17 protein-coding genes are annotated in these 19125 nt (G+C 59.9%); 9 read left to right on the top strand and 8 right to left on the bottom strand.

Annotation, left to right across the window (positions count from 1 at the left end):
• Positions 1-5: 5 nt before the first annotated feature.
• The 6 genes from HX805_RS10045 to HX805_RS10070 form a co-directional block, all read right to left on the bottom strand.
• On the bottom strand, positions 6-1751 hold the full coding sequence (locus HX805_RS10045) for an ABC transporter permease subunit (protein ID WP_102368360.1): 1746 nt from the start codon (positions 1749-1751) through the stop codon (positions 6-8).
• A 227-nt stretch (positions 1752-1978) separates the two neighbouring features.
• Positions 1979-2707, bottom strand: a complete 729-nt coding sequence (locus HX805_RS10050; RefSeq protein WP_003214990.1) for an alanyl-tRNA editing protein — start codon at positions 2705-2707, stop codon at positions 1979-1981.
• 2 nt (positions 2708-2709) lie between these two features.
• Complete coding sequence (locus HX805_RS10055) at positions 2710-3702, bottom strand: serine O-acetyltransferase (RefSeq protein ID WP_003214992.1); 993 nt, start codon at positions 3700-3702, stop codon at positions 2710-2712.
• Positions 3703-3724: 22 nt separating this feature from the next.
• Positions 3725-4639: a PLP-dependent cysteine synthase family protein gene (locus tag HX805_RS10060; protein WP_043225528.1), complete on the bottom strand. Its 915-nt coding sequence runs from the start codon at positions 4637-4639 to the stop codon at positions 3725-3727.
• 24 nt (positions 4640-4663) lie between these two features.
• Entirely contained in the window at positions 4664-6526 is a 1863-nt protein-coding gene (gene moeB / locus HX805_RS10065) for a molybdopterin-synthase adenylyltransferase MoeB (RefSeq protein ID WP_177023063.1), read from the bottom strand.
• Position 6527: 1 nt separating this feature from the next.
• Positions 6528-7421 carry a DMT family transporter gene (locus tag HX805_RS10070; RefSeq protein ID WP_166742189.1) on the bottom strand — a complete coding sequence of 298 codons (894 nt, stop codon included), beginning with the start codon at positions 7419-7421 and terminating at the stop codon, positions 6528-6530.
• 150 nt (positions 7422-7571) lie between these two features.
• Between HX805_RS10070 and HX805_RS10075 the strand changes: the two genes are divergently transcribed.
• Positions 7572-8996: a PLP-dependent aminotransferase family protein gene (locus HX805_RS10075; RefSeq protein ID WP_102370226.1), complete on the top strand. Its 1425-nt coding sequence runs from the start codon at positions 7572-7574 to the stop codon at positions 8994-8996.
• Positions 8997-9186: 190 nt separating this feature from the next.
• On the opposite strand, the gene HX805_RS10080 is transcribed toward HX805_RS10075, so the two are convergent.
• Positions 9187-10005 (bottom strand): pyruvate, water dikinase regulatory protein, encoded by an 819-nt coding sequence (locus HX805_RS10080; protein ID WP_003215001.1) that lies wholly within the window; start codon positions 10003-10005, stop codon positions 9187-9189.
• Positions 10006-10183: 178 nt separating this feature from the next.
• Here HX805_RS10080 and ppsA point away from each other — a divergent pair, with 178 nt between their 5' ends.
• The 8 genes from ppsA (at position 10184) to HX805_RS10120 (ending at position 18319) form a co-directional block, all read left to right on the top strand.
• Positions 10184-12559 (top strand): phosphoenolpyruvate synthase, encoded by a 2376-nt coding sequence (ppsA, locus tag HX805_RS10085; RefSeq protein WP_177116837.1) that lies wholly within the window; start codon positions 10184-10186, stop codon positions 12557-12559.
• A 107-nt stretch (positions 12560-12666) separates the two neighbouring features.
• Positions 12667-13656, top strand: coding sequence for an alpha/beta fold hydrolase (locus tag HX805_RS10090; protein ID WP_003215005.1), 990 nt, complete (start codon positions 12667-12669; stop codon positions 13654-13656).
• Between the two features lie 222 nt (positions 13657-13878).
• Entirely contained in the window at positions 13879-14370 is a 492-nt protein-coding gene (gene rraA, locus HX805_RS10095; RefSeq protein WP_003215007.1) for a ribonuclease E activity regulator RraA, read from the top strand.
• 25 nt (positions 14371-14395) lie between these two features.
• Entirely contained in the window at positions 14396-15391 is a 996-nt protein-coding gene (locus HX805_RS10100) for a zinc transporter ZntB (protein WP_003215009.1), read from the top strand.
• Positions 15392-15477: 86 nt separating this feature from the next.
• Entirely contained in the window at positions 15478-15723 is a 246-nt protein-coding gene (locus HX805_RS10105) for a hypothetical protein (RefSeq protein ID WP_003215011.1), read from the top strand.
• 2 nt (positions 15724-15725) lie between these two features.
• A complete protein-coding gene (locus HX805_RS10110; protein ID WP_008432650.1) occupies positions 15726-16550 on the top strand; it encodes a mechanosensitive ion channel domain-containing protein in 825 nt (274 codons plus the stop codon).
• 87 nt (positions 16551-16637) lie between these two features.
• The gene (gene sigX, locus HX805_RS10115) at positions 16638-17228 is read left to right on the top strand and encodes an RNA polymerase sigma factor SigX (protein ID WP_008432648.1); all 591 of its coding nucleotides are present in this window, start codon (positions 16638-16640) and stop codon (positions 17226-17228) included.
• Positions 17229-17335: 107 nt separating this feature from the next.
• Entirely contained in the window at positions 17336-18319 is a 984-nt protein-coding gene (locus HX805_RS10120; protein WP_003215016.1) for an OmpA family protein, read from the top strand.
• 60 nt (positions 18320-18379) lie between these two features.
• On the opposite strand, the gene cobA is transcribed toward HX805_RS10120, so the two are convergent.
• Entirely contained in the window at positions 18380-19123 is a 744-nt protein-coding gene (gene cobA, locus HX805_RS10125) for a uroporphyrinogen-III C-methyltransferase (RefSeq protein WP_003215019.1), read from the bottom strand.
• Positions 19124-19125 lie beyond the last annotated feature (2 nt).

The raw sequence follows: 19125 nt of genomic DNA on the forward strand, positions 1-19125 counted from the left end.
TCCCATCAATTCAGACGAAGTTTGTTTTCAGCCATGGCGTACATCGGCCGCCACACAGCGCGGTTGAACGCCACCACGAAGATCGACATCACCACCACGCCCAGGGCGATCTTCGGGAAGTCGCCGGCCGCAGTGGTTTGTGCGATGTAGGCGCCCAGCCCGTGGGCGACCACGTTGTCGTGGCCCCAGGACACGTACTCGGACACGATACTGGCGTTCCAGGCACCCCCCGAGGCGGTAATCGCGCCGGTGACGTAGTACGGGAAAATCCCCGGCAGCATCACCTTGCGCCACCACAACCAGCCGCGAATGCGGAAGTTGGCGGCGGCTTCCTTGAAGTCATTCGGGAACGCGCTGGCTCCGGCGATCACGTTGAACAGGATGTACCACTGGGTGCCCAGCACAATCAGCGGGCTCAGCCAGATATCCGGGTTGAGGTTGTAGTGCAGGATCACGATGACGAACACCGGGAACAGCAGGTTCGCCGGGAAGGCCGCGAGGAACTGCGCCAGCGGCTGGATCTTTTCCGCCAGGGCCGGGCGCAAGCCGATCATCACGCCCAGCGGCACCCAGATCAGCGAGGCGATCAGGATCAGGCCAGCCACACGCAGCAGCGTGATGAAGCCCAGCACAAATACGTGGCCGACTTCGGCCAGGGTCACTTCGGTGCCGACGTACTGCACGATGTGGTACAGCGCATAAGCGGCCAGCAGCGCGATGAGTGCGCCCCATACCCAGTCGATCACTTTTGACGCTTTCGGGGTTTCTGCCGGCAGCGCCTTGAGTGCACCGCCCGCCAGGCTGAAGCGCTTGTTGCCAATGCGGCTGATGGCGCGGGTGACAGGCCGCAGGACGCGCTGGACGATGCGCGTGCGCTGGATCAGGTTCAGCAGCCAGGATTGCGGCGCGGCACCCTGGGAGGCGGTGGTTTCCATGCGGAACTTGTCGGCCCAGGCCACCAGTGGGCGGAACAGGAACTGGTCGTACATCAGGATGACCACAATCATCGCCAGGATCACGTAGCCCACGGCGTGCAGGTCTTTCTGGGCAATCGCCAGGGCCAGGTATGAGCCCACGCCCGGCAAGGTGATGGTCTTGTCGCCGACGGTAATGGCCTCGGAGGCGACCACGAAAAACCAGCCGCCGGACATGCTCATCATCATGTTCCACACCAGCCCGGGCATGGCGAAGGGCACGTCGAGCTTCCAGAACCGCTGCCAACCGGAAAGTCGCAGGTTGGTCGACACTTCCACCAGGTCATGGGGCAGCATGCGCAGCGACTGGTAGAAGCTGAACGTCATGTTCCAGGCCTGGCTGGTGAAAATCGCAAAGATGGCCGCGAACTCCGCGCCGAGCACACGCCCGGGGAACAGCAGCAGGAAGAACGTCACTGTGAACGAGATGTAACCCAGCACTGGTACTGATTGCAGGATGTCGAGCACGGGCACCAGCAGTTTCTCGGCGCGCCGGCTTTTGGCGGCCAGGGTGCCGTACAACAGGGTGAACACCAGCGCTGCAACCATCGCCGCCAGCATGCGCATCGTGGTGCGCATCGCGTATTCCGGCAGGTTGGCCGGGTCCAGCGAGATCACTTCACTCTGCAGGGTGGCGATGGGCGCCCAGGTTTCCCGTGCAGTGATGGAGAAAAACAGTAAAAAGCCGATCACCAGGGGCAGGGCGACCAAATCCCAGCGGTTGGGTAGCAAGCGCAATGTGGATGCAGGGATGTAGTGACGGAACACTCTTTTCATAGGCAGTCATTCCTGCAGCGTTCAGGTTCAGGGGCGTGATGGGAGTGAGCTTAGCTGCTGCACGAATGACCCACCGAGAAGGGCGGGCGCTGTTTTCGCGAGTCAGGGGCAACGAGGCGTTGCTGGCGGGATTGTACGTTTCTGAATGTTACAAGCGCATAAATTTGCTGTCAGTTTCCTGTACGAACGGCGACTAGGGCGTCGGCGCCCCGGTCGTCGCTCGGCGGTTATTCAAACCGCAGGATCACCCTGCGATTGTGTTTGCTCTTCTTCTCGATTTTTTCGCAGAACACCCGGCCGATTTCTTCGGTATTGGTCACATGGGTGCCGCCGCAGGGCTGGATATCGATCCCGGCGATTTCAATCACCCGTACTGCCCCCTGGATGACCGGTGGCGCCACCGCCTGGGTGCGAGTGATCTGCAGCAGGGTTGAATACTCCGAGGCGGGCATGGACAGGGTTTTCACCCCATGAGCCTGTTCGATCAAGGCATTGAGGTCACGGGTGATGGTCTCTTTGTCGAGGGTCATTTCCGGCAGGTCGAAATCCAGGCGGCCCTTGTCGGCGCCGATACTGCAACCGGTCACCGGAGCGTCGATGATCGAGCACAGGAGGTGCAGGCAGGTGTGCATTTTCATGTGCTGGTAGCGACGTTCCCAGTCCAGGCTGGCGTCTACCTGCATCCCGGCGGCCAGTTGCTCGGGGCAGTGTTCTACCTGGTGCCAGATGATCGAGCGCAGCACCGGGTCACGCACGGTGCCGGTGATGTCGACGCGGCTGCCGTCGGGCAGGATGAAATGGCCGGTGTCCCCCGGTTGGCCGCCGCCGGTGGGGTAGAACAGCGTGTGCTCCAGGGCGATTCCCTGTTCGCTGACGGCAATCACCCGCGCACTGAAGGCATTCTGGTAAGGCGCGCTGTCGAACAGCGCGAGGGTTTCCATGGTGTGCACGGACATGTTCAACCTCCGACGATCAGTGGGCTGGCTTGCAGCAGGCGACGAACCATCGCGCTCAAGCCAGGAGGAGATAGCAGGGTGATTTCAAATTCGGGCCCGGTCACTTTCAGGTTCAGCGGCAGGCGCGGCGGGTAGGCGTTGGTTTCGATGTGCCGCAGGCGGAATTGCAGGTGATGACGTTCCTTGACTGTCGGCTCCAGCAGCAGGCCGGGCAGGGGATGAAAGTCAGCGTCCAATACCGTCACCTTGTGGCTGGCGTTGACTTCGCCCACCACGTGCAGGCGTTCGTCGAGGGCAAACGCGCCGAGGTAATTGCTGTGGTCCGACTCATCGTTTTTCTGCAACTGGATCTGGTTGACCACCTTGACCTTGGTGCCGGCCGGCACGTCCTGGGTGATCACGCAGGACGGGCTGATGAACACGTTGTCGCCGATCAGCACGTAACCGAGCACCCGTGCGCCGGAGCCGACTTCCACGTTGTTGCCCAGCCGCGGGTGGCGCTTGCCGTCCGGGTTGTTGGCGATGCCCCGGGCGCCGAGGGTCACGCCGCAGAGGATGTAGCAGTCGTTGCCGATCTCGCAGGTTTCACCGATGACCGTGCCGTAACCGTGGTCCAGCACAAAGCGCCGGCCGATCCGCGCCGCAGGGTGAATTTCGGCGCCGGACAGGATCTTGCCCTGGTTGCTCAGCTTCAGGGCGATGGCGGAAAACACGCCGTTGTTCTTGTCCGGGAAATTCCACACCAGGTGGGCCAGGCGGTAATACAGCACGGCCTTGAACGAGGCGTAGGACTCCAGGATCAGCTCTCCGCGCCCACGGGACGCCGGGTCGCGCCAGGCATAGGCGATCAGGTCTTCGGCCACCGCCTGGGCCGCCGCCTGGATCAGCGGCGCGAGATGCGCCTCCAGCTGCTTCAACTGCGCAGGCGTGAGCGTGGTGATGAGGTGGGTGAGCAACTCATCGTGCAGTTGTTGCATGTCGATAAAGCCCCCCATGGAGGCACCCCCGCAATAGTTGTTATTCAAAACAGGGCAGATAGCTGTCGGCACTGTCGTAGACCATGGTCAGCACGACGGTGTCGGTGGGCAGCTCCGGCGCCAGCTTGGCGATGGCTACCATGTTGGCGGCCGACGACAGCCCGAGGCTGATGGCGTCGGTGCGCATGATGCGTTTGATCATGTCGAGGCATTCCTGGCGCGACACCTTGAGCATCCCGTCAATGATCGCGACGTTGAGAATGCTCGGGATCAAGCCGATCGACAGGCCCTGGATATGGTGCGGCGCATGGCGGTCGCTGAGCAGGTCGCACTCTTCCGGCTCCACCCCCATCACGCGGATCGCCGGCCAGGTGCTCTTGAGGGTTTCGCCGATGCCGGTGATATGGCCCCCGGTGCCGATGCCGCTGACGAAGTAGTCCACACGCAGCTCGCCGAAGGCGCGGATGATTTCCCGGGCGGTGGTGTCACGGTGGGTCTGCGGGTTGGCGCCGTTGCGCTGCTGGTTGAGCATCACGTAGCTGGGGTTTTCCAGCTGCAGCTCCATGCACTTTTCGCCGTGGGAATTGTTGCCCAGGCGGCTGTCCGACAGCACCACCCTGGCGCCGTACAGGCGCAGCAGTTTCTGCTTCTCGGGGCTGTAGTTGTCGGGGATCACCAGCACCACCTTGTAGCCCAGCACGTTACCGGCCATCACCAGGCCGATGCCGGTGTTGCCGCCGCTGGGCTCAATGATGGTTTGCCCTGAGCCACGAATCAGAATGCCCCGGCGCTCGGCGTCGAGGATCATGCCCAGGGCGATGCGTGCCTTGTGGCTGCCGCCGGGGTTGAGGGATTCCAGCTTGGCGTAGACCTCGATGCCGAGGTCTTCGGAAAACTGTTCCAGGCGCACGATGGGCGTTTGGCCAATGGCGTCGAGTATCGAGTTATGCAACATCAAGTAAGAGCCCATGGCCGCTGATCAGTACAAAGGCATGTCGGGTTCGACGTCGCGAACCCAGTGTTTCATGCCACCTTGCAGTACTTTGGTGTTGGCGAATCCGGCGGCCAGCAAGGTGCTGGCGGCTTGCTCCGCGCGGGTCCCGGCGTAGCAGATGAGGTAGTGCGTGTTGTCGCGGCTGAGGTTGGCGAGTTGCCCGTCGAGCTCGGCCAGCGGGATGTGCACCACCCCCGGCAACTTGCACACTTCCAGCTCGCTGGCGTCCCGCACATCCAGCAGTACGTCGGCCTTGCTGTGTTGCTCGAGCAGTTGCTTGAGCACCCGCGGCTTGATGTAGCGTTCTTCGGCCAGGGAAGGTTGGCTTGGCAGGGCGTCGGCGCAGACGGCGGGGGCGATGGTTTGGCTGTGTCGCAGTTCCGAGCAGCAAGGGCAGTCGGCGCGGCGCTTGAAGCGGATCTCGCTGAACTTCATCGCCAGCGCATCAAAGCGCATCAGCCGGCCCGAGAGTGGTTCGCCAATGCCGATCAGCAGCTTGATCGCCTCGGTGGCCTGGATCATCCCGACCACCCCGGGTAATACGCCGATGACCCCGCCGGCGCTGCAGTTGGGCGCCAGTTCCGCCGGTGGTGCCTGGGGAAACAGGCAGCGATAGCACGGCCCGCCTTTATAGTTGAGCACGCTGATCTGCCCGTCGAAGCGGTAGATGGCGCCGTACACCAACGGCTTGCCCAACTGCACGCAAGCGTCGTTGACCAGGTAGCGGGTTTCGAAATTGTCGGTGCCGTCGATCACCAGGTCATAGGCGCCCACCAGTTCCAGGGCGTTGTCGGTGTTGAAGGCGGTGTCGTAGGTGTTGATCTGGATGTGGCTGTTCAGGTCCTGCAAGCGCTGCTTGGCGGACTCGACCTTGGGCAGGCCCAAGGTGCTGTTGCCGTGGACGATCTGGCGTTGCAGGTTGCTGCTTTCCACCACGTCGAAATCCACCAGCCCCAGGGTGCCGATGCCGGCTGCCGCCAGGTACAGGCTGATGGGCGAACCGAGGCCGCCGGTGCCGATGATCAGCACGCGGGCTTTCTTCAGGTTCAACTGGCCTTCGCGGCCGACGCCGGGCAGGGTGATGTGGCGCACGTAGCGCTGCACTTCTTCGTTGCTCAGTTGGTCGACGTCCATGCCGCCGGAGGTGGCCAGCAGTACTTCGATTTTGGCTTCTTCCGGTAACCTGTCATCGGCGTTGATCAGTTCTTCTTCGGCGATAAAGAGGAAGTGCTCCTTGATCTGGTTGTTATTTTCGTGAAACAGGTGCGCACGTAAATTCGGATGGTTATCGCACAGGTTTTCAATGACTTCGCGCAATGTCGATCCGGCACCCTCGAGGGTCGATGCTGGCAGCTTGGCCACGCGGACCAGGATGTCGGGGAAAGAGACAGCGTTCATGCACAACTCCGTTTGCAGGTCGTTGAAGGGGTTTTGGGCGAAACGTTTGCCATCCCAGGCAAACAGCTTGGAACCTTGGGTCTTGCCCTGGCGAACATCCACCACCAGGTAGCTTACGGGGTAGATCGGCTCGCCCATGAAAAGGGCCTTGTCCTGGTCTTCGTCGCTGAAATACGCGCCGACGTCAGGGTGGGAGTGGTAGATCACCACCACCGGGTTATCACTGCGAAACGCCTTGTTCATCATCAGCGTGTCGGCCACCGAGAAGGTGTAGCCGTTGGCGGCGCTGCGTGAATACATATCCGGGTTCTTGCTGTGCAGCTCGTTCTGGATGTTGCTGCCCAGGTACACGCTGCCATCGGCGAAAACAAAGCCGCAGCATTCCTCGGGGTAGCTGCGGTCGGCGTGGGCGTAAATCTGCTCCAGTGCGCTTGGGCTCAGGACCTTCATCTCAGTTTTTCTTCGCCAGGAGCTTTTCGATGGGCAGCTTGGTGATGGCAAAGCCGGCCAGCAGGATCGCCGAATACATCATCAGGTCCCTGGAAATCTGCACGCCCTCGTACCAGGCCCCGATGATCACCGCGAACACCGGGAAGATGATGAACACGAAGGACAGAATGATCGGGCTCAGGCGCTTGAGCAGCATGAAATACACGATAAAGCCGCCCACCGAGGCCACCAGCCCGAGGTAGAACAGCGCACTCCAGGAACGCAGGGTGATGTCTTCAAAGGTCGGGGTTTCAAACCACAGCCCGGCGACAAACAGCATCAACCCGGCGATGCCGATGGGCAGGGTGTTGTAGGTGATCACGCTGATGGCACTGCCTTGTTTCTTGGTAATCACGTAGCACAAGGCATGCATGATCGCGGCGGCGAGGATCGCCAGCACGCCGAAGAACTCGGCATGGTCCAGGTGCAGGCCCTGGCTCTTGATGATCATGTACAGGCTGCCGAAACCGATGGCGATACCGATCACCTGGGAAAAGTAGATGCGCTCGCGCAGGAACAGCGCGGAGAAAATCAGGATAAACACCGGCATGCAGCTGAACAGCAGCGCGGTAAGGCCGGACGAAACATGCATCTCGCCGTAGTTGAGCAGGTAATACGGAACGCTGAAGTAGGACAGCGTCACAAACACGAAAAACCAGCGGCTTTCCCGGGGAAACAGGATCGGCTCGCGGCGCACCCAGGCGAAACACAGGAACAGCGGAAACGCGATCAGGAACCGCAGCCCGGCGGAGGTCAGCGGTGGCACGCTTTCCACAGCGATCTTGATGCCCAGCCAGGTAGTGCCCCAGCTGAGACACACGATCAGGAACATCACACTGGTAATCAGCCCGGCCAACCACTGCTTGTGAGTTTTTGTTTTTTCAGCATTTTCGAGAACGGCGGACATTGGCATCGTGACATTGCTTCCATGAGACCGAATTGACCTCTATATTGAGTGCCATGATTCGGTGATTGAACCCGTAAAAGCACACTATTAGGGCGAATGATGGCTGTCAAAACAAATATTGACATGGTGTCAATTATGCGAGAAGGACTCTCCAACGGGCAGGGCGTGAAGTACAAGCGCCTGTCCGATGTCATGGAGCGAGGCATCCTTGAAGGCTTGATTGAACCGGGAAGAAAACTGCCGCCTCATCGGGTGCTTTCCGACAATCTGGGGGTCACCATTGGCACCATCAGCCGCGCCTACGGTGAGCTGGAACGCCTGGGGCTGGTAGTGGCGCGGGTCGGCGACGGCACTTTCGTACGCAAGCGTGGGATGGAGCGCCAGCGGGATGAAGGCTTTCGCAACTTCAGCGACGAGCCGCGGCAATACTTTGATATGAGCCGCAACATGCACATCCCCGGGCAGGAGACCACGTTCCTGGCCCAGAGCTTCCAGACGCTGGCGAACAACGCCAAGTTCTTGCAGGACATCAGTGCCTACACCCCGGATGCCGGGCTGCCGCGTTACCGGGCGGCGGGTGCGCAGTGGCTGGTGCAGCGGGATTTCCACCCGATTCCCGAGCAGGTGATTTGCGTGAACGGCGGCCAGCATGGGTTGCTCTGCGCAATGATGGCGCTGTTGCGAGCCGGCGATACGGTGGTGACCGAACAGTTGACCTATCCGGGGCTGATCACCGCCGCGCGCATGCTGGGCATCCGCCTGATCGGCCTGGAAATGGATGAAGAAGGGCTGCTGCCGGGGGCGCTGGATGAAGTCTGCCGCAATCACCGGGTGTCGGCGTTGTACTGCACGCCGACCATCCAGAATCCTACGACGGCGGTGCTGTCGGTCCCGCGCCGTGAGGCATTGGTGAAGGTCTGTCGGGAACACAACCTGCTGATTCTTGAGGACGAGGCCCACGGTGTGCTGGTGGAAGACCGTCCGCCGCCCCTGAGTCATTTTGCTCCGGAGCGTACGATTCTGATCAGCAGCCTGAGCAAGGCGGTATCGGCAGGCTTGCGGGTTGGGTACGTGCATGCACCGCCGGCGCTGGTCAGCCGGATTTCTGCGGCCTTGCGTTCCACCTGCTGGATGGCCACGCCGGTCACCCTGGAACTGGCGACCCAGTGGATCGAAAACGGCACGGCGGAACACCTGTTGCACCAGCAGATCCAGGAAATCAGCCGCCGCAAGGCACTGGTGGAAGGTTTGTTGATCGGGCTGGAGTACCGCACTCACCTGAACAGCCCGCACTTCTGGATCGAAGTCCCGGAGCCATGGCGCGCGTCGGAAATCGAGGCGGAGTTAAAGCAGAACAATTACCTGATCGCGACAGCCGAAGCGTTTGCCGTGGGGCAGACGGCGGTGCCGCAATTCATTCGGGCGAGCATCTGCAATACGTCGGGGGATGATCAGTTGCTGCTGGATGGGTTCGATGCGCTGGCGACGGCGCTGGGGCAGGGCGGGGGGCGGTTTCACCTGTGAACCCAACAGCTTGTTGTGAACATGACCCCTGTGGCGAGGGAGCTTGCTCCCGCTGGGCTGCGAAGCAGCCCCAAAGCCATTCACTAAATACCAGTCGTCTGGTTTGCGACTGCTGCGCAGTCGAGCGGGAGCAAGCTCCCTCGCCACAGAAGCTCCCTCGCCACACAAGCACCTTGGCCAGCGCGCGGAGTTACTTGAACCGCCGCTCCACCCCTTTCTCCACCAGTATCTTCGCCGAAATCTCTTCCACCGAAAAATGCGTGGAATTGATGTGCGCAATATTTTCCCGGCGGAACAGATTTTCCACCTCCCGCACTTCAAATTCGCACTGCGCATAGCTGGAGTAACGGCTATTGGGCTTGCGCTCGTTGCGAATCGCCGTCAGGCGGTCCGGGTCGATGGTCAGCCCGAACAGCTTGTGCTGGTGCGCGCGCAGGGCGCTCGGCAGCGTCAGGTGCTCCATGTCGTCTTCGGTCAGTGGGTAGTTGGCCGCGCGAATCCCGAACTGCATGGCCATATAAAGGCAGGTCGGCGTCTTGCCGCAGCGGGATACGCCCACCAGGATCAAATCAGCCTTGTCGTAGTAGTGGGTGCGGGCGCCGTCGTCGTTGTCGAGGGCGAAGTTCACCGCCTCGATCCGCTCCATATAGTTGGAGTTATGGCCAATGGAGTGAGATTTTCCGACAGAGTATGACGAATGTTCACTTAACTCTTGTTCCAGCGGCGCCAGGAAGGTAGAGAAGATGTCGATCATGAAACCATTGGAGGTGGCGAGGATCTCACGAATGTCCTGATTGACGATGGTGTCGAAAATGATCGGACGAAATCCGTCTTTTTCGGCCGCCAGATTGATTTGTTGTACCATGGCTCGCGCTTTATCCACGCTATCGATATAGGGTCGCGTGAATTTGCTGAAGGTAATGTTTTCGAACTGCGCCAGCAGGCTTTGACCCAGGGTTTCGGCTGTAATGCCGGTGCCGTCGGAGATAAAGAAAGCAGATCGTTTCATTTGAGCCTTGGGCCTTAAGCTGATGACGAATCTTGGATATGATAGGCGCGATTTTGCCGTCCCGCAGTGGGCCGCATTCTCACTTATTTTCCAGGTCCAGGCCACAAACGCCGGTAACCGCTCCTACTGAGCCGCCGGCGTCCTGAGCTTTTCCAACACAGAAAGTGGAGAGATCACCTTGGTAGAGTACGTAGTTTCCCTCGATAAGCTCGGCGTCCATGATGTAGAGCACGTAGGGGGCAAGAACGCATCCCTGGGCGAGATGATCAGTAATCTTGCGGGCGCCGGTGTATCGGTGCCAGGTGGTTTTGCCACCACTGCCCAGGCTTACCGTGATTTCCTCGAGTTGAGCGGCCTCAACGATCAGATCCATGCCGCCCTCGATGCGCTGGACGTCGATGACGTCAACGCCCTGGCCAAGACTGGCGCCCAGATCCGTCAATGGATCATGGAAGCCGAGTTCCCCGAGAAGCTCAACGCCGAGATCCGCACCGCGTTTGCCACGCTGTCGGCCGGTAACCCCGACATGGCCGTCGCCGTGCGCTCCTCGGCCACCGCCGAAGACCTGCCGGACGCCTCCTTTGCCGGCCAGCAAGAAACCTTCCTGAACATCCGCGGCGTGGAAAACGTGATCCGCGCAGCCAAGGAAGTGTTTGCCTCCCTCTTTAACGACCGTGCTATTTCCTACCGCGTACACCAGGGTTTCGACCACAAGCTGGTGGCCCTGTCTGCCGGTGTGCAGCGCATGGTGCGTTCGGAAACCGGCACCGCCGGCGTGATGTTCACCCTGGACACCGAATCGGGCTTCCGCGACGTGGTGTTCATCACCGGCGCCTACGGCCTCGGCGAAACCGTCGTACAAGGCGCGGTGAACCCGGACGAATTCTACGTCCACAAACACACCCTTGAAGCCGGCCGCCCGGCCATCCTGCGCCGCAACCTGGGCAGCAAGGCGATCAAGATGATCTACGGCGACGAGGCCAAGGCCGGTCGCTCGGTGAAAACCGTTGATGTCGACAAGGCCGAACGCGCGCGTTTCTGCCTGACCGACGCCGAAGTCAGCGAACTGGCCAAACAAGCGATGATCATCGAGAAGCACTACAAGTGCCCGATGGACATCGAATGGGCCAAGGACGGCGACGACGGCAAGCTGTACATCGTCCAGGCCCGCCCTGAGACCGTGAAGAGCCGCACCTCGGCCAACGTCATGGAACGCTACCTGTTGAAAGAAACCGGCACCGTGCTGGTGGAAGGCCGTGCCATCGGCCAGCGCATCGGCGCCGGCAAGGTGCGGATCATCAAGGACGTGTCCGAGATGGACAAGGTCCAGCCAGGCGACGTGCTGGTTTCCGACATGACCGACCCGGACTGGGAACCGGTGATGAAGCGCGCCAGCGCCATCGTCACCAACCGTGGCGGGCGTACCTGCCACGCGGCGATCATCGCCCGCGAGCTGGGGATTCCGGCAGTGGTCGGTTGCGGTAACGCCACCCAACTGTTGAAAGACGGCCAGGGCGTAACCGTGTCCTGCGCTGAAGGCGACACCGGCTTCATCTTCGAAGGTGAGCTGGGCTTCGATATCAAGCAAAACTCCATCGACGCCATGCCCGACCTGCCGTTCAAGATCATGATGAACGTCGGCAACCCGGACCGCGCCTTCGATTTCGCGCAATTGCCGAACGCCGGTGTGGGCCTGGCCCGCCTGGAGTTCATCATCAACCGCATGATCGGTGTGCACCCCAAGGCTCTGCTGAACTACGACGGCCTGCCGCCGGACATCAAGGAAAGCGTCGACAAGCGCATCGCCGGCTACAACGACCCGGTGGGCTTCTACGTCGATAAGCTGGTAGAAGGCATCAGCACCCTGGCAGCGGCGTTCTACCCGAAAAAGGTCATCGTGCGCCTGTCGGACTTCAAGTCCAACGAGTACGCCAACCTGATCGGCGGCAAGCTTTACGAGCCGGAAGAAGAAAACCCGATGCTCGGCTTCCGTGGCGCCTCGCGCTACATCAGCGAAGCCTTCCGTGACTGCTTCGAGCTGGAATGCCGCGCCCTCAAGCGCGTGCGCAACGAGATGGGCCTGACCAACGTAGAAATCATGGTGCCGTTCGTGCGCACCCTGGGTGAAGCGAGCCAGGTGGTGGACCTGCTGGCTGAAAACGGCCTGTCCCGTGGCGAGAACGGCCTGCGCGTCATCATGATGTGCGAGCTGCCATCCAACGCCATCCTGGCTGAAGAGTTCCTGGAGTTCTTCGACGGCTTCTCCATCGGTTCCAACGACCTGACCCAACTGACCCTGGGCCTGGACCGCGACTCCGGGATCATCGCCCACCTGTTCGACGAGCGTAACCCTGCGGTCAAGAAGCTGCTGGCCAACGCCATCCAGGCGTGCAACAAGGCCGGCAAGTACATCGGGATCTGCGGCCAAGGCCCTTCCGATCACCCGGACCTGGCCAAGTGGCTGATGGAGCAGGGCATCGAAAGCGTCTCGCTGAACCCCGATTCCGTACTGGAAACCTGGTTCTTCCTGGCTGAAGGTCAAGCCCAGGCGTAATACGCAACACCCAAAAGTGCCGGTCAACCTTGCGGTTGGCCGGCATTTCTCATTCTGTACAGGGCGGAACTCCTTCCGGACGCCGCCCTTTTTTGTGCAAGAGCATTATGCAAAGCAGCAGCAACCTGTTTCCCGTCGCCTTGATCAGCGCTGAGCGTCGTGGCGACCTGAGTGAAGATGTGTATCGGCTGAAACCCGGCAACAGCCCTGACGGTACCGTCGAGCTGGCCGTGACCCGCCTGGGCCTGGCTGACGTCCCGGAAAACCGGGGCGTGCCGGTGGTTTTGTTGCATGGCAGTTTTTCCAACCGCCGCTTCTGGTACTCGCCCAAGGGGATCGGCCTGGGCGCCTACCTGGCGCGCGAAGGGTTTGACGTCTGGATCCCGGAAATGCGCGGTCACGGGCTGTCCCGGCGCAATCAGGACTACGCCAGGAATCGTGTCGCCGACTATGCTCGCTACGACTTGCCGGCCATTGCCGCCTTCGTGCGTGAGCAAAGCGGGCAGATTCCCCACTGGATCGGGCATTCCCTGGGTGGCACAACCCTGGCTGCGGCCCTGGGTGGGCAGCACCTTGGCGCGCCGGCAGTGGCCTCGGTGGCGCTGTTTGGCTGCCAGGTCAGTCGCACGCATTGGCCGTTGAAGTTGCCACCGGTGGAGTGGACCGGTCGCCTGCTCTTGAAACGTTTCGGCCAATTGTCCGGCGCTCGGTGGAAACGCGGCCCGGAGGACGAGCCGGCGGGTGTATTGATTGAAGCCATGCGCTGGAATGGGCTGTTCGGCCGCTTTGGCGAAGGTAAGCAGGATTGGTGGAAAGGCCTGGCCGAGGTTGACGTGCCGCTGTTGGCGGTGAGCGCCGCCGGCGATCACCAGGACCCGGACTGGGCCTGTCGCAAACTCTTTGAGCAGGTCGGCTCCGAGCATCGCCAATACCTGTGCCTGGGGCGCCAGCAAGGGTTCAGCGGGGATTTCGGGCATGTCGAGATGCTCGTCAGCAAGGCCGCCCAGGCTGAAGTGTGGCCGCTGGTGACGCGCTGGTTGAAAAATCCGCTTACACCTTTGCTGGGGGCGCAGGCGCAGGAACTGGCAGCGGTTTGAGCGCAAGGCTCTATCAGGGGCGTTTCGCTTGTTTGCCGTAGAGGCTAAGATATGACGCGTTGAGTGGTTCTGGTCATATTCAGTCGCGCAGTGGGTCTTGCGTTGCTATCCGATGGGCCTGACTATTCGGCCCGGATTAAAGAGCCTTCACGGCAAAGCGTTTCCAGATGTAAGTAAACAGTGGGATGTTTGACACCTTCTTTCACCTACAGGAGTTTCTCGATGAACCATTACCTTACCCCCGACCTGTGTGACGCCTATCCGGAGCTGGTGCAGGTGGTTGAGCCGATGTTCAGCAATTTCGGCGGCCGGGACTCCTTTGGTGGCGAGATCGTGACCATCAAGTGCTTTGAAGACAATTCCCTGGTCAAGGAACAAGCCGAACTCAATGGGGCCGGCAAGGTGCTGGTGGTCGATGGTGGGGGTTCCCTGCGCCGCGCGTTGCTGGGCGACATGATCGCCGAGAAAGCCGCGAAAAACGGCTGGGAAGGGCTGGTGATCTACGGCTGCATCCGCGATGTCGACGTAATCGCCCAGACCGACCTGGGCGTGCAGGCCCTGGCCAGCCACCCGATGAAGACTGACAAGCGCGGTATTGGCGATTTGAACGTGGCGGTGACATTCGCCGGCGTGACCTTCCGCCCGGGCGAGTACGTGTACGCCGACAATAACGGTGTGATCGTCTCCCCCAGCCCGCTGAAGATGCCTGAATAAACAGCAGTAGCCGACAGGGGTGAGGATGTTCGAGGAAGAAAACGCGCAGTGGGGGCTGGTGCATGCCCTGGTGCTGGACGGTAAAGGTGGTGCGCGTTCGATTGCCCGGACAGAGCTTGATGAGCTGCAACTGCAGCCTCAGGAAAGCCTGTGGCTGCATTGGGACCGTAGCCATCCCCAGACCCAGACCTGGTTGCGCAAATCCAGCGGCCTCAGCGAATTCGCCTGTGACCTGCTGCTGGAGGAGAACACTCGCCCACGCCTGTTGCCGCTGCCGGATGCCGAACTGCTGCTGTTTTTGCGCGGGGTCAACCTCAATCCCGGCGCCGAACCGGAAGACATGGTCTCGGTGCGGATCTTTGCCTCGGCAGCGCGGGTGATTTCCCTGCGTTTGCGCCCATTGCGCGCCACCGACGAGTTGCTGGTGCAACTGGCAGACGGCAAGGGGCCGAAGACTTCCTCGGAACTGGTCCTGTATATGGCGCAGTACCTGACCAACAAGGTTCAGGATCTGGTCAGCGACTTGTCCGAAATCGTCGATATCGAAGAAGAAAAACTGGATGCCGACGAACGGTATACTCCGGAGCACGGCAGCGTTTTGCAGATCCGTCGGCGCGCCGCCGGGCTTAAACGTTTCCTGTCGCCGCAGCGGGATATTTTCGCGCAGTTGACCCGGATCAAATTGCCCTGGTTCTGTGACGACGATGCTGACTACTGGAACGAATTGAACAACAGCCTGACCCGCTACCTGGAAGAGCTTGAGCTGGCCCGGGAGCGCGTGGGGCTTGTGCTGGAGACCGAAGACCGGCGTTTGAGCCTGCGCATGAACCGCACCATGTACCGCTTCGGGATCATCACCGGGATCTTCCTGCCGATGAGTTTCCTGACCGGTTTGCTGGGCATCAATGTAGGCGGAATTCCGTTCTCTTCCAGCCCTTACGGGTTCCTGATTGCCTGCCTGATGATGGTCACGGTGGCGGTCGGGCAATGGTGGTTGTTTCGACGGTTACGTTGGGTTTGAGCTGAATGTGACCTGAACGTGGAAAGAGGTCATGTGACCCGAAGAATTTTACCCTCGTCTTTTAAATCACTTGCGAGAGGTTTTTTATGCACGATCCGTTCGAACAGTCTTTGCGTGACATGCTCAATGCCTCGCCGTCCAACCGGGACGACGATGCTTGCCTGGGTCGCGTCTTGAAAACCGCCAACCGCCAGGTCGGGGCGGGGGATCTGTTCGGTCTGCTTGGCCGCTGGTTGCCGGCGTTGATGATGGCCTTGAACAATGGTTCGGCCCATGTCTCACCGGTTTCCCGTCGTAAACCTCTTGCTCGCACTGCTGATAAGGCTGAATGAATATGGAACTCGATCTCTGGACCCAGAGTCTGGTAACTGCAATGACTGCGTTGTGGACCAAGGTGGCGAATTTCATTCCCAACCTGTTTGGTGCACTGGTGGTGGTACTGCTGGGTTTTGTCGTGGCCAAGCTGCTTGACACCCTGCTTTCCAAATTGCTGGCTAAGCTGGGTCTTGATCGATTGATGGGTGGCACCGGCCTGACCAAGATTTTGGGGCGTGCCGGGTTGCAAGTGCCGATCTCGACACTGATCGGCAAGATCGTTTATTGGTTTGTTTTACTGATTTTTCTGGTTTCTGCGGCTGAATCCCTTGGACTTGAGCGAGTTTCAGCTACGCTCGACATGCTGGCGCTGTATTTGCCGAAAGTATTCGGTGGCGCGCTGGTGTTGCTGGTAGGGGTTTTGCTGGCGCAACTGGCCAATGGCCTGGTGCGTGGCGCGGCTGAAGGCGTGGGTCTGGATTACGCCAGCGGCCTGGGGCGAATTGCCCAGGGTCTGGTGATTATCATCAGTATTTCGGTCGCGATCAGCCAGCTGGAGGTCAAGACCGACCTGCTGAACCATGTGATTGTGATTGTTTTGATTACCGTTGGTCTGGCCGTTGCGCTGGCCATGGGACTGGGAAGCCGGGAAATTGCCGGGCAGATTCTTGCGGGAATCTATGTGCGTGAGCTATATCAGGTTGGGCAACAAGTGCGTGTGGGCGAGGTCGAAGGGCAGATCGAGGAGATCGGCACGGTCAAGACGACAGTGCTGACGGACGATGGCGAACTGGTTTCGCTTTCGAACCGGATCCTGCTGGAACAGCATGTGACTAGCCGCTAACCCGGCGAATCCTGCTAATGTACGCCGCCGCAAACCTGGGTATCCAGGCCATGGCGGACATTGACCTGACTGTCGGCACGACTTGTTTTGAATAAAGCCCAAACGCTGTCCACGCGCTATGACCCCCGTGAGCTCTCTGATGAGGAGTTGGTCGCGCGCGCACACACGGAGCTGTTTCACGTAACACGCGCGTACGAAGAATTGATGCGCAGGTATCAACGCACTCTGTTCAACGTTTGTTCAAGGTATTTAGGGAACGATAGAGATGCGGATGATGTCTGTCAGGAAGTGATGCTCAAGGTGCTATACGGCCTGAAGAACTTCGAGGGAAAATCGAAGTTCAAGACATGGCTCTATAGCATCACGTACAACGAGTGCATCACGCAGTATCGGAAGGAACGGCGAAAGCGTCGCTTGATGGATGCTTTGAGTCTGGACCCCCTTGAGGAAGCGTCTGAGGAAAAGGCGCCTACCCCGGAAGAAAAGGGCGGACTCGATCGCTGGTTGGTGCATGTGAATCCGATTGACCGGGAAATTCTGGTGCTACGATTTGTCGCAGAGCTGGAGTTTCAGGAGATCGCTGACATCATGCATATGGGTTTGAGTGCTACAAAAATGCGTTACAAACGCGCTCTTGATAAATTACGTGAGAAATTTGCGGGCAGCACTGAAACTTAGTGCGTGGCAAATATCTCTTACGTGTAGGCAAGTTCTGTTAGACTTGTCGCCGAGTTGTCCCCCGGTATGTGGGACTGCTTTACAATCACCAGATGGGGATTTAACGGATGAAACTGAAAAACACCTTGGGCTTGGCCATTGGTACTCTTATTGCTGCCACTTCTGTCGGCGCTCTGGCACAAGGCCAAGGCGCAGTTGAAGGCCAGCTGTTTTACAAAAAGCAGTTCAACGATAGCGTCAAACATATCGAAGACGGCTTCAATCCTGGCGCCAGCATCGGTTACTTCCTGACCGACGACGTGTCGATCAACCTGAACTACGACACTACCAACCACACCCGTTCGAACGACGGTACTGGCAACCAGAAGATCAAAGGTGATACCGGCAGCGTTACTGCCCAGTACCACTTCGGTCAAGCTGGCGTCGACTCCCTGCGTCCATACGTAGAGGGCGGTTTCGGCCACCAGAGCCGTACCAACGTTGAAGCTGATGGTCACAAAGGTCGCGATCAATCGACCCTGGCTATCGCTGGCGCTGGTGTGAAGTACTACTTCACCGACAACCTGTTCGCACGTGCTGGTGTTGAAGCTGACTACGCTATCGACAACGGCAAGTGGGACTACTCCGCACTGGTTGGCCTGGGCGTAAACTTCGGCGGCAACGCTGGCAAAACTGCTCCAGCTCCTACCCCAGCACCAGCTCCAGAGCCAACCCCAGAGCCAGAAGCTCCGGTTGCTCAGGTTGTTCGTGTTGAGCTGGACGTGAAGTTCGACTTCGACAAGTCGGTTGTTAAGCCTAACAGCTACGGCGACGTGAAAAACCTCGCTGACTTCATGAAACAGTACCCACAAACCACCACCGTTGTTGAAGGTCACACTGACTCCGTCGGTCCTGACGCTTACAACCAGAAGCTGTCCCAGCGTCGTGCTGACGCTGTTAAGCAAGTCCTGGTCAAAGACGGTATTGCTCCTAACCGTGTAAGCTCGGTTGGTTATGGCAAATCCCGCCCAGTTGCTGACAACGCAACTGAAGCTGGCCGTGCTATCAACCGTCGCGTAGAAGCCTCGGTAGAAGCACAAGCAGCTCAGTAATTACTGAGTTGTAGAAAAAAGCCCGGCTTAGGCCGGGCTTTTTTTCGCCTGTAATTTGCCTCAGGCCGTGGCGCTGGCCAGGGCCGCAAGCGCCTGCGTCGCTTGCGCAACCCGGCCAATCACCAGGATAGCCGGGCTCTTGAGCGCGAATTCGTGCGCATCATCCTGCATCCGGGCGAGGCTGCTGCGGCATTCGCGCTGTTGTGGCAGTGAAGCGTTTTCAATCATCGCCACCGGCATGTCATCGCTCATGCCACCTTCCAGCAATTGCCGGCGGATTTCCCCCAGTTTCGCCACCCCCATATAGATCACCAGCGTCGTGCCGCCCTCGGCCAGGGCCCGCCAATTGAGGCTGCTGTCGTCCTGGGTATGGGCCGTGACCAACGTGACGCCACGGCTGACACCGCGCAACGTCAGCGAGATATCGCAGTTCGTTGCCCCGGCCAGCCCTGCCGTAATGCCGTTGACCAACTCCACTTCCACCCCTTGCTGCCTGAGCCACGCCGCCTCTTCGCCGCCGCGACCAAAAATGCACGGGTCGCCGCCCTTGAGCCGCACCACGCACTTACCCTGCCGGGCATAACGCAACATCAGGCGATGGATAAACGCCTGTGGGGTGGAACGGCAGCCACCGCGTTTGCCCACGGTGATCAGCCGTGCAGCGGGGCAATGCTCCAGCAGCGCCGGGTTGACCAGATCATCGATCAGCACCACATCGGCTTCCCGCAGGGCTCTCACCGCCTTGAGTGTCAGCAGTTCCGGATCGCCGGGGCCTGCGCCCACCAGCCAGACTTTTGCGCTCATAT

Source organism: Pseudomonas sp. G5001 (genome assembly GCF_013385475.1).
GTDB lineage: Bacteria > Pseudomonadota > Gammaproteobacteria > Pseudomonadales > Pseudomonadaceae > Aquipseudomonas.